This window comes from Terrimonas sp., from assembly GCF_003075435.1.
Classification (GTDB): Bacteria; Bacteroidota; Bacteroidia; order Chitinophagales; family Chitinophagaceae; genus Agriterribacter.
Window position 1 is genome coordinate 160435 of sequence record NZ_QCZJ01000009.1, and the last position, 12036, is coordinate 172470.

Sequence of the window (12036 nt, forward strand, 5' to 3'; positions counted from 1 at the left end):
AGACATTTATAAAAATGAATCATTTTACAACCGCCATCTGGATACAATATATACATACCCTTCAGGACACTATCTGCTCTGCCCTTGAGCAATCAGATGGTAAAGCAGTATTTGTTGAGGACAAATGGGAGCGCGAAGGCGGCGGCGGCGGAAGAACAAGGGTAATTGCTAATGGCAATGTATTTGAAAAAGGCGGCGTAAATACTTCTGTTGTTTTTGGAAAGGTAAGCGATGCGATGCGTTCACAACTTAAAATTGATGGTGATAGCTGGTTTGCCTGCGGGTTAAGTTTAGTGATTCATCCGCTTAATCCTTTTGTACCGACCACACATGCCAACTGGCGGTATTTTGAATTGTATGATACTGATAAAAATGTAATTGACAGGTGGTTTGGCGGCGGCGCTGATCTTACTCCATATTATTTATTTGAAGAAGACGCGAAACATTTTCATCAAACATTATATAATGCCATTACGCCATTTGGCGCAGATCTATATCCGCAGTATAAAAAGAACTGTGATGTATATTTTGCCAATAAGCATCGCGGCAATGAAATGCGAGGTATTGGTGGCGTTTTCTACGACTACCTGCGTCCCTCCGATGACGCGGACGCGGAAAGGTTATTCTCCTTTCAGCAGGCTAACGGTAATTGCTTTACGGAAGCATATATACCCATTATTGAAAAAAGAAAAAAAACACCCTGGTCTTCAGATCATAAATACTGGCAGGAGATTCGCCGCGGCAGGTATGTTGAATTCAATCTCATTCACGACCGCGGAACCATATTCGGGCTAAAAACAAATGGCAGAACAGAGAGTATATTAATGAGCCTGCCTCCAACCGTAAGGTTTGATTATAATTATCAACCTCAACCCGGCAGCGAAGAAGCAAGATTGCTGGATGCCTGCCAGCATCCGAGAGAATGGGTGTAGCGTCATAATTGAATTAACCCGGAGCTGATGCATTAACAGAAACAAATAAAAGCTGTAGAAAGTAGATTTTTTATCATTGTTAGTTTTTATTTTCAATTTTCAAAGTTTTGTTTTTCTGCGCCGGCAATTGTATGCTGCCTTCAGTTTTTCCATCCACATAAAAAATGTAAAAAAAAATATTTTGTACAGGGTTGAGTAATAATTATTTGGGAAAAACTACTGTCTGTATACTCAACATTTGTGGCTGAAGACCATATGTTATCAAATGTTGTCTACTTTTAATGCCCGAAAATTGTAAGGTGTTCAACTTCAACGAATATATTGTGGATACTCCCGGTATCTGTCACAAGCTTAGTTGCGGAGATGCTCTTTTTTCTGTGTATACCTGCCCGTTAGATCAAAAATCTGCAGATATATGGAGTCATAATAATTATGTAGTGTACGTAACCGAAGGGCGAAAAATATGGCACACAACGCAGGGCTCTTACGATTTGCAGGCAGGTAGTTGTGTCTTCATTCGTCGCGGCGCCGCGATCATCGAACAATTCGCAGGACCGGGTTTTTGCTTCTATCTTTTTTTTGTATCAGATGAATTTATTTGTGAGGTGTTAAAAACAAAAACCACAGCGCTTCCTTCTACAGAAAAAAAATATTATCCCGTTATTCATATTGAAAGCAGCGAGGCAGTACATGCTTATTTTAAATCAATGCTCCCCTATTTTAATGCTCCGCAGGTTCCCGATCAATCACTATTACAGTTAAAATTCAGAGAACTCATTCTTCTGCTGGCAGATAACAAAAACAATAAAGAGCTCTTATGCTATTTCTGTAATTTGTTAAAATCTCCGCAAAGTGTTTCATTGCAAACCGTGATGGAAGATAATTTCTGCTTTAATTTAAAGCTTGAAGACTTTGCAAGACTAAGCTATCGTAGCTTATCAGCATTCAAGAGAGACTTCGAACAAGTGTACAATACTTCACCGGGTAAGTGGCTGATAGAAAAAAGATTGCAACATGCTAAAAACCTGCTCACCGTAGCCGGTAAATCTGTAAGCGATGCTGCTTTTGAAAGCGGGTTTGAGAGCAGTGCCCATTTCAGCAGAGCCTTCAGCAAGCAATTTGGGGTACCTCCTTCCGCTTTAAAGAAACAAGCAGCAGTTTTGAACTGATTTGTCAAATTCCCGGGCTTTACAGTAAAAAGGTTTTGTATAGCGCTTTTTAGTTTTGCATCATTATTAATTAAAAAAGTAATTATGAATGCGAACAAAATGCTTTGGGAGAAAGGAGATTTCACTCAACTTGCTAAAACAATGCGTGAAAGCGGCGAAGCGCTGGTTACCAAATTAAATGTTACTAAAGGTCTTACTGTGCTTGACCTTGGCTGTGGTGACGGCACAACAGCAATACCAGAAGCAAAAGCAGGAGCACGGGTTTTGGGTGTAGATATAGCCAGGAACCTTGTAGCCGCCGGAAACAAACGTGTGGAAGAAGAAGGGCTGACTAATATTACATTCCAGGAAGGTGATGCCATAGCGCTTGTTGATCTGGAAGATAAAAGTTTTGATCTTGTTGTTTCCATTTTTGGTGCCATGTTTGCGCCAAAGCCATATGATGTGGCAAAAGAAATGGTACGTGTTACAAAACCAGGCGGAAGGATAGTGATGGGAAACTGGATACCTGGTGATCCCACTCTGGTGGCACAAATACTAAAGATAAGCGCTGCATACACTCCGCCGCCGCCCGAAGGCTTCATCAGCCCGATGTTATGGGGAAAGGTAGAAGAAGTTACAGAACGTTTTGCACAGGCAGGTATACCAAAAGAAAATATCATCTGCGAGAAGGATACATTTACATTTATAGCGCCTTATTCACCTTCTGAGTTTGTAACTGTATTCAGAAAATATTACGGACCTACAATGAATGCATTTGAAGCCGCAGAAAAGAATGGCAAAGCAGAACAGCTTCAGGACGAGATGGAAGCATTATTCAACAGGCAGAACATAAGTGGTGACAATACAACTGCTATTCCTGCAACATTTCTGAAAGTAACAGTTAATGTGTAAGCAGTTAATGCGAGGCAGGGCGTCTTGCATAACCACTCAGAGAAAGTGGCTACGCGGCTCACTGTTAAAAAGATACAGTTCATTACAGGTTTTAGTGCCTTTGAACAATATATACTTTCCCGGGATACCACAGTGGTATATGTTTGTGCAATAATTATAAATAAAATATTAAACAGCTAAAAAAATGAAAATAATTATCTTTTCAGCAGTCATATTTTTAGGCATCACCGCAACTGCTGCATCCAGGGTAACCCCTGTAAATGAAAAAGTAAGGAAAACTTTTAACGAGGTTTTCAGCAACGCAAGCACCCCGGCATGGAATGTTTCGGGAGATTATTATGAAGCATCTTTTGTAAATGCTTCCGTTAAAACACGTGCTTTGTTTGATAGCAAAGGGCGTCTTGTTCAAACCATTCGCTACTACACGGAAAATGGACTGCCTTCAAATGTTTTATATAAAGTAAAACAGAAGTACGCTCAAAAAAAGATGTGTGGCGTAATTGAAATCACCAATAGTGCCGGCATTAATTACAGAATTGTTTTAAAGGATGATAAAAAGTATATGCACATCAATGCAGATACAAATGGTGAAACAGAAACTGTGGCAGTATATGCCAGGGGAGATAAATAGTTGATCATCGTTTTCTCATGTTTAAAAGGGAGGGGATATTATATTTCCTCTTTTTTTTGCTCCAATTTTTCATAACGGATCCGGAACATTTTTTTGACCATGCGAGGATACCTACAGCGTGTCGAAAAGAATAAGCCGCACCCGCTTTTCCCGGAAAATGACGATAACATGATAAACCATCTCTCCAAATAAGCGCAGGATGGGTTAATTTTGCGGCTCAAATCAGCCACTTCATTATGTATCTTCAAAAGCGCAATCGCATACTCCGCACCAACTCATCCATTCGCAGCCTGGTTGCCGAAACAGTTTTGACGCCAAACGACTTTATTTTACCCGTTTTTGTTGACGAAGGCGAAAATGTAAAACATGAAATCCCTTCTATGCCTGGCTATTACCGATACTCGCTTGACCTTTTGGTAAAAGAAGTGAAAGAAGTATGGGCGATGGGGATAAAAAGCGTATTGATTTTTGTAAAAGCCAAAGACGAAGTAAAAGATAATACCGGAAAAGAAGCCTGGAATCCTGACGGGTTGATGCAACGCAGTATTAAAGCGATAAAAAACGCTATACCGGAAATGCTGGTGATGACGGATGTGGCACTTGATCCATATTCTGTTTACGGGCATGATGGTATTGTAAAAGATGGTGAAATAGTGAATGACGAAACTGTTGACGCGCTGGTAAAAATGAGTTTGAGTCATGCGGAAGCAGGGGCGGATTTTGTTGCACCCAGCGATATGATGGACGGGCGCATTGGCGCTATACGCAAAGCATTGGAAGCAACGCATTTTACCAAAGTGGGTATCATGGCATACAGTGCTAAATATGCTTCATGCTTTTACGGACCATTCAGGGATGCATTAGACAGTGCTCCGGGCTTTGGTGATAAAAAGACTTACCAGATGAATTATGCCAACCGCCGCGAAGCCATTAATGAAGCGTTGCAGGATGTGGAGCAGGGCGCTGACATAGTGATGGTAAAACCAGCGATGGCTTATCTTGATATAATCCGTGAAGTAAAAAATAGTGTAACCGTGCCTGTTAGTGCCTATCATGTAAGTGGTGAATATGCGATGATCAAAGCCGCGGCAAAAATGGGCTGGCTTGATGAAAACAAAGCGATCATTGAAAGCCTTACATCCATTAAAAGAGCAGGAGCTGATTTGATTGCCACGTATTTTGCGAAGCAGGCAGCGGAGATGGTAAATAGGCAATAGTGAATGGGCAATGGGTAATAGTGAATATGGATTCACCATTGACAATTCACTATTGCCGATTCATCATTCACCCTTTTTACAATAAGTAAGTATCTCATTCTTAACCAATAAAACTATAACCTATGTTCTTAACACTGAATCATCAAAAAATGGAGGTTTATGCCCTCTCACATGCTTTAATAAAGGAATGTTATAAGCTGACAAAAGCTTTACCGCCGGAGGAAAAATATGCAATGGTTTCGCAGGTACGAAGAGCAGTATTGTCGGTACATTTAAATATATCAGAAGAGGTATCCCGAAGGTCAGAAGCAGAGAGAAAGCGGTATTATGAAATAGCAAGAGGTTCGATTGTAGAAATTGATGCAGCGTCAGACCTGGATTATTTGAAAAATATAGATGTAACAATCCTGGGAAAAACTATAATTGCAACATTTAAATTATTAACCGGTGTGATAGGAAAACAGAAAGGATAGGTGAATAGTGAATGGGCAATAACGAATAGTTAATGGTAAATCCATATTCACTATTGCCCATTCACCATTGCCCATTGCCTATTGCCCATTGCCCATTCACATGAACACAACAACAAGCCAATCCCTATTCTCCCGCGCACAGCAATCCATTCCCGGAGGTGTAAATTCACCGGTACGGGCTTTTAAAAGTGTGGGCGGAACGCCACTGTTTATTACCAGGGCCAAAGGCGCATATATGTATGATGCTGATGGAAACGAGTATATAGATTTCATTAACTCCTGGGGACCAATGATACTTGGTCATGCGCATGATGAAGTTGTAAAAGCAATACAGGAAAAAGCCGCTCTTTCCACTTCATTTGGTGCGCCAACGGAACTGGAAATTGAAATAGCTGAGCTGATTAAAACAATGGCGCCCAATGTAGATATGATCCGCATGGTAAACAGCGGAACAGAAGCATGTATGAGTGCTGTAAGATTAGCCAGGGGATACACCGGGAAAAACAAGATCATAAAATTTGAAGGTTGCTATCATGGTCATGCGGATTGTTTTTTAGTGAAGGCAGGCAGCGGTGTAGCTACATTCAATATTCAGACAGTGCCCGGTGTTACATCAGGTGTGGCAAATGACACACTAACCTGTGCATACAATGATATTGCCGCTGTTGAAAAATTAGTAGCGGATCATAAAAATGAAATTGCTGCTATTATTATTGAACCTGTTGCCGGCAATATGGGTTGTATATTGCCTGATCCTGGTTTTCTTGAAGCGTTGCGCAGCATTTGCACCAGAGAAAAAATCGTATTAATATTTGATGAAGTAATGACAGGCTTTCGGCTTGCGCCTGGCGGCGCGCAGGAGCGGCTGAAAATAGATGCTGATTTAGTTACCTATGGAAAAATAATTGGCGCCGGTATGCCGGTAGGCGCTTTTGCCGGTAAAAAAGAAATTATGCAGCATATAGCACCAGTGGGAAATGTATACCAGGCAGGCACTTTAAGCGGAAACCCATTAGCAATGATCGCCGGCTATACTTTATTAAGCTTTCTGAAAAATAATCCCTCTGTGTATGATGAACTGGAGGCTAAAGGAAAATATCTGGAAGAAGGATTGAGAGAAGTGTTTAGCAATAAAGGAATTGCGTATGTCATCAACAGGCTGGGAACCATGATCAGCATACATTTCAGCGATCATGTTGTTAAGGATTTTAACAGCGCTGCAAATGCGGATATTGCTACTTTCAATAAATTCTTCCATCATATGTTGGATTCCGGTGTATATTTGCCCCCATCAGCGTTTGAGACATGGTTTATCAGTAATGCCATTTCCTATCAAGACCTGGACCGTACCATACAGGCTGCGTCCCGTTTTTGATCCATCATATCAGTAAAGGTCACACTAAGTAGTGACCTTTACTATTTTTAAGAAATCTTGCAGAACTTTGCAAACAATGAATACAGAAAAGAAAAGAGGGATTGTTTTAATGAATCTTGGCTCACCGGATTCAACCGAAGTAAAGGATGTGCGCAGGTACCTGATGCAGTTCCTTATGGATGAAAGAGTAATTGACAAACCGTATTTGCTTCGCCTGCCACTGGTGGGTGGAATAATCGTTCCGTTTCGTGCGCCAAAATCCGCGGAAGCCTATAAAGAAATATGGACGAAAGAAGGTTCTCCGTTAATTGTGCTGACCAGGCAATTGCAGGAAGAGCTGCAGAAATATGTGAGTGAACCAGTGGAAATAGCCATGCGTTACGGTAACCCTACAGTGGAACATGCATTTGACAGCCTGATGGAGAAAGTAAAAGGCCTGGAAGAAGTAATTGCCGTTCCTTTGTACCCCCATTATGCTATGTCGTCTTATGAAACGGCTGTTGAGCATGCAAAAGTCATCCACAGGAAGAAAAAATATCCTTTCAAACTTGATTTTATAAAACCATTTTACAACGAGCCTGGTTATATAGATGCAATGGCAGAAAGCATGAAACCATATATGAAAGAACCTTTCGATCATATACTATTCAGCTATCATGGCATACCGGCAAGGCATCTTGTTAAAGCAGATCCTACAGGAAGCCACACGGAAGATACCAGGGGAGAATGTTGTCAAACGCCCTCTCCTGCAAGGGAGTTCTGCTACAGGTACCAGTGTTTTGAAACAACAAGGCTGGTTACAGGAAAACTCGGACTGCCGAAGGAGAAATATAGTATATCGTTCCAGTCAAGGCTTGGTAAAGGCTGGCTGGAGCCTTTTACAGATATCCGGTTAGCGCAAATGCCAGAAGAAGGCATTAAAAGAATACTCATATTATGTCCTGCTTTTGTAAGTGATTGTTTGGAAACGCTGGAAGAAATAGCCATGCGCGGTAAAGAAACTTTTATGGAAGCCGGAGGGGAGTCATATACTTTTATTCCGTGTATAAATACTTCTCCGCTATGGACAAAAACGTTAAGCGCCTGGATGAATGAGTATAGGGAAGGAAATAAAAGAATGGTGTTAGCAGAAGCTCATGTATAATTTTCCGAATTTTATTAGATGAAAGGATTGGTATACAAATCGACCGGTAGTTGGTACGTTGTAAAAGACGAAAGCGGCAGGCAGTATAATGCAAGAGTAAAAGGAAAATTTAAAATAGATAGTGATATCACTTCAACCAATCCTGTAACCGTTGGTGATGAAATTGAAATGGAGATGGAAGAAGGTACTGAAGGCGCTGCGATCATAACGGAGATACACTACCGTAAGAATTATATCAACCGTCAATCACCCTCCAATAAATACCAGCACCATATTATAGCGGCCAATGTTGACCAGGTATTGCTTATCTGCACAATAAAAGAACCCAGAACTTCGCAGGGGTTTATAGACCGTTTCCTGGTTGCTGCGGAAGCATATCATATACCTGCCATACTGTTATTTAATAAGGCTGACATCTATAAAAAGAAAGAATCAGAAAAATTTGCTGAGTGGAAAGCAATGTATGAACGTATTGGGTATAAAGTGCTGCTGGTGAGTATTGAAAAAAAAGAAGGGCTTGAAGCGATACAGGATATCATTAAAAACAAAACAACATTGATCAGCGGGCATTCAGGTGTTGGCAAATCTTCTTTCATCAATTTTCTTCTTCCGTCTTTTTCTCTTAAAACGCAGGAAGTAAGCGGCTGGAGCGGCAAAGGATTACATACAACCACTTTCGCGGAAATGTATGATATACCCGGTGGCGGAAGAATTATTGATACCCCCGGCATTCGTGAATTTGGAATAGTAGATATATCAAAGCAGGAACTTTCTCATTATTTTCCGGAGATGCGGGAATTGATCAATGATTGCCAGTTTAATAACTGCCTGCACATGAACGAACCTGGTTGCGCTGTTAAATCCGCGGTTGAAAATGGTGAAGTTAATATAGACAGGTATGTGAGTTATTGTACAATACTTGAGTCAATTGATGAGCGCAGTTATTGAACTTCACCCCAGCCTCTCTCCGCGCAGAAAAGAAGGCAGCCCCAATTAAAATCAGGTTGACAAACTTGCGTGAAGGGGAGGTTTAAAATCTAGAACCATGACGAATATGTAGTTTGTGGTTTGAGCGATAGACTAGAAACCACAAACCATAAACGCTTCTCCGGGCTGTTTGCTAATAATCTATCACCTGCTCTTCAATCAGTTCAGGTATTGTTCTCCACTCATATTGCTGGTTGCGTAACTGGGGTTCAAAGCCTGCTTCGCGTATCGCATCCTGCATTGATTTATAGGTAAACCTGTGTGGAGCGCCCGCGGCACTTACCACATTTTCTTCAATCATTATACTTCCAAAGTCATTTGCCCCGGCATGCAGGCAAATCTGTGCAGTTTTTTTACCAACGGTAAGCCATGAAGCCTGTATGTTTTTTATATTCGGAAGCATGATACGCGATAAAGCTATCATACGTATATACTCATCCGCGGTTGTAAGATTATGCACGCCGCGTATTCTTGTAAGCAAAGTATCTACATCCTGGAATGTCCACGGAATAAAGGCAAGAAATCCTTTCGCGTCTTCCGGTTTACGGCTTTGCACCTCACGGATCTTTACAAGGTGTTCAAAACGTTCCTGTAATGTTTCCACATGACCAAACATCATGGTAGCGCTGGTAGTAATATAAAGCTTATGTGCTTCATGCATTATATCAAGCCACTCCTGTGCTCCACATTTTCCCTTACTTATCAATCGCCTTACGCGGTCTATCAATATCTCAGCCCCTGCACCCGGCAATGAATCAAGCCCTGCTTCTTTCAATGCTTTTAATACATCGTGGTGAGTCATTTTTTCCAGCTTGCATATATGCGCCACTTCGGGAGGCCCCAACGCATGCAGCCGTATATCGGGAAACTCATTCTTGATCTGCCGGAAAGTATTGGTATAAAATTGCAGTCCTAATTCAGGATGGTGACCTCCCTGTAATAGTAATTGATCTCCGCCATATTTAATGGTTTCCCTGATTTTTTTACGGTAGGTAGCCATATCCGTTATATAGGCGTCTTTATGACCGGGGATACGATAAAAATTACAAAACTTACAATTGGCTATACATACATTGGTGGTATTCACGTTCCTGTCTATCTGCCAGGTAACTTTACCATGAGGAACCTGTATTTTTCTCATCTCATCAGCCACATACATCAGTTCTGTTAACGCTGCATTCTGGTATAAGAATATTCCTTCCTCAACACTAAGAAATTCAAAATTCAATGCTTTCTGTAAAATATCTGCTGCATTCATGATTTGCAAAAATACTAACAATTATGAATGATGAACGGTTGCTTTTTTGATATACAAATGACCTAAATTTATATAGCCATATATGAAACGGATATATAACTGCTTAGTGCTTTCTTTATTGCTGATGCCGGGGTTGCCGGCTTTATCACAAGTAAAAGTTACTGGTACCCCTGCCAGGATTGTTACACAGTTTGCATTTGAACAATTCAGTGGGGGGGTGGTCATAATCAAAGCACGGTTGAATAATTACGCTGATTCATTAAACTTTATTTTAGATACAGGCAGCGGCGGCATTTCATTAGATTCTTCAACCGTTATTGAATTAAACATTCCAACTACACCATCAGAGAGAACAATAAGGGGTATTGCAGGTATAAGGCGGGTAAATTTTTTATATAATGCAACATTGCACCTTCCAGGCCTTTCGGTTGACAGCCTGGATTTTCATATAAATGATTACGAAATTCTAAGCAGTGTGTACGGAGTAAAAATTGACGGTATAATAGGATTAAGCTTTTTGTCAAGGTATATTGTCAATATTGATTATGATAGTTTTTTAATGACCGTATATACAAAGGGAGATTTCAAATACAAAAAAGGGGGCTATATCCTGAAGCCGATCCTTACTTCCATTCCCATTGTTCCGTCAAGATTCCGCGACAGAGCCAGGTTCGATGCACGATTTTATTTTGATTCCGGCGCCGGTTTATGTTTCTTATTATCAGAAAATTTTGCAGGTGACAGTCTTGTAATTAATCCAAAGAAAAAAACCTTTCTTACCCAGGCAGAAGGACTTGGAGGCAAAACCGAAATGAGGGTTACAACAGTTAAAGAAGTGCGGATAGGTCCATACAAGTTTAAAAATGTGCCTACATATATATTTGAAGATGCCTATAATATTACCGCGTACCCTTACCTGGCAGGATTGATCGGCAACGACCTGTTGCGAAGATTCAATGTTACTTTAAACTATGCTAAAAAGGAAATTCATCTTATTCCAAATACGCATTTTTATAGTCCTTTTGATTATGCATATACAGGCTTAGGCATTTATGCTATAGAAGGCAAAATAACGGTAGAAGACGTTATACCCGGTTCTCCTGCTGAAAAAGCCGGATTTAAAATAGGTGATATTGTTGTAAGTGTCGGATCAGATTTTTCTAACAATATACAGGCATACAAAAACTTACTGCAATCTTCCACGCAAAAACACAAAGTCATCATCAGCCGCAATGAAGAGCTGATCATACTTACACTTAAGCCTGACAGTATTCTCTGAAAAGAAATCTCCTGCGACTTTTGGAATTGAGATTGCTGTGCCGCGCATCAGGTTGATGTTGCAAGTTTGATCATGCGGCCGCAACGACGTGCGAGAGGTTGAATAGGTCTCTACAAACGGATAGTGCCGATGGCACAAAAAGAAAACAACGAAGCCGGGAAACTGTTTAAAGTTAGTTTTTGGAATAATCACTAACGGTTTCCTGCGTTGCGCCTTAAATAACCCTTAATATATTTCCTGCCACGAATTCCGGTGTTCGCATCGGCGAAACAGGATTTGCTACACAATGTGCCACAAAGCATGCACAAAGTTACACAGAGCGTTTTATTATTCTTTGTGGCTCTTTGTGTATCCTTAGTGTACCTCTGTGAAATAACCAGTTTGAATATTGCAACCGGTAACTTATAAGCTGCAACCGGCATGCTGCCGCGTAGCAGCTAGCTGTTTGTAGCAAAATACCGGCAATTTTATTTGCCCCGGTCAGGGGCTACCTGTGCATAACAACAAAATAACGGTTCGGCGGTTTAACTAAATAATATAGCCCATAAGCCCACTGTTTTTACAACAAGCTGTTTTAATACCATCTATATATTTTACCTGACACAGGTTGGGTACTCGAAAGGACGTATAACCCTCCACTTGTATTTTCCTAAAGTGAAACCCCTGCAATTTTAAAT

General features: G+C 40.8%; 11 protein-coding genes. 10 read left to right on the plus strand and 1 reads right to left on the minus strand.

The annotated features are described in order from the left end of the window. Nucleotides 1-14 precede the first annotated feature (14 nt). The 9 genes from hemF (at nt 15) to rsgA (ending at nt 8783) form a co-directional block, all read left to right on the plus strand. Nucleotides 15-932 carry an oxygen-dependent coproporphyrinogen oxidase gene (gene hemF, locus DC498_RS11980; protein WP_116874394.1) on the plus strand — a complete coding sequence of 306 codons (918 nt, stop codon included), beginning with the start codon at nt 15-17 and terminating at the stop codon, nt 930-932. A 281-nt stretch (nt 933-1213) separates the two neighbouring features. After that, on the plus strand, nt 1214-2101 hold the full coding sequence (locus DC498_RS11985) for a helix-turn-helix domain-containing protein (RefSeq protein WP_116874395.1): 888 nt from the start codon (nt 1214-1216) through the stop codon (nt 2099-2101). An 84-nt stretch (nt 2102-2185) separates the two neighbouring features. After that, the gene (locus DC498_RS11990; RefSeq protein WP_116874396.1) at nt 2186-2995 is read left to right on the plus strand and encodes a class I SAM-dependent methyltransferase; all 810 of its coding nucleotides are present in this window, start codon (nt 2186-2188) and stop codon (nt 2993-2995) included. Nucleotides 2996-3179: 184 nt separating this feature from the next. Continuing rightward, complete coding sequence (locus tag DC498_RS11995; protein WP_116874397.1) at nt 3180-3626, plus strand: hypothetical protein; 447 nt, start codon at nt 3180-3182, stop codon at nt 3624-3626. A gap of 236 nt (nt 3627-3862) precedes the next feature. Beyond that, complete coding sequence (hemB, locus tag DC498_RS12000) at nt 3863-4843, plus strand: porphobilinogen synthase (RefSeq protein WP_116874398.1); 981 nt, start codon at nt 3863-3865, stop codon at nt 4841-4843. A 122-nt stretch (nt 4844-4965) separates the two neighbouring features. Further along, nucleotides 4966-5316, plus strand: coding sequence for a four helix bundle protein (locus DC498_RS12005; protein ID WP_116874399.1), 351 nt, complete (start codon nt 4966-4968; stop codon nt 5314-5316). A gap of 100 nt (nt 5317-5416) precedes the next feature. Then, on the plus strand, nt 5417-6691 hold the full coding sequence (gene hemL, locus DC498_RS12010) for a glutamate-1-semialdehyde 2,1-aminomutase (RefSeq protein ID WP_116874400.1): 1275 nt from the start codon (nt 5417-5419) through the stop codon (nt 6689-6691). A gap of 76 nt (nt 6692-6767) precedes the next feature. Beyond that, nucleotides 6768-7835, plus strand: coding sequence for a ferrochelatase (gene hemH, locus DC498_RS12015; protein WP_116874401.1), 1068 nt, complete (start codon nt 6768-6770; stop codon nt 7833-7835). A gap of 18 nt (nt 7836-7853) precedes the next feature. Next, entirely contained in the window at nt 7854-8783 is a 930-nt protein-coding gene (gene rsgA, locus DC498_RS12020; RefSeq protein WP_116874402.1) for a ribosome small subunit-dependent GTPase A, read from the plus strand. A gap of 172 nt (nt 8784-8955) precedes the next feature. On the opposite strand, the gene mqnC is transcribed toward rsgA, so the two are convergent. Further along, the gene (gene mqnC / locus DC498_RS12025; RefSeq protein WP_116874403.1) at nt 8956-10080 is read right to left on the minus strand and encodes a cyclic dehypoxanthinyl futalosine synthase; all 1125 of its coding nucleotides are present in this window, start codon (nt 10078-10080) and stop codon (nt 8956-8958) included. Between the two features lie 82 nt (nt 10081-10162). On the opposite strand from mqnC, the gene DC498_RS12030 reads away from it, so the two are divergent. Beyond that, nucleotides 10163-11359, plus strand: a complete 1197-nt coding sequence (locus DC498_RS12030) for an aspartyl protease family protein (RefSeq protein WP_116874404.1) — start codon at nt 10163-10165, stop codon at nt 11357-11359. Nucleotides 11360-12036 lie beyond the last annotated feature (677 nt).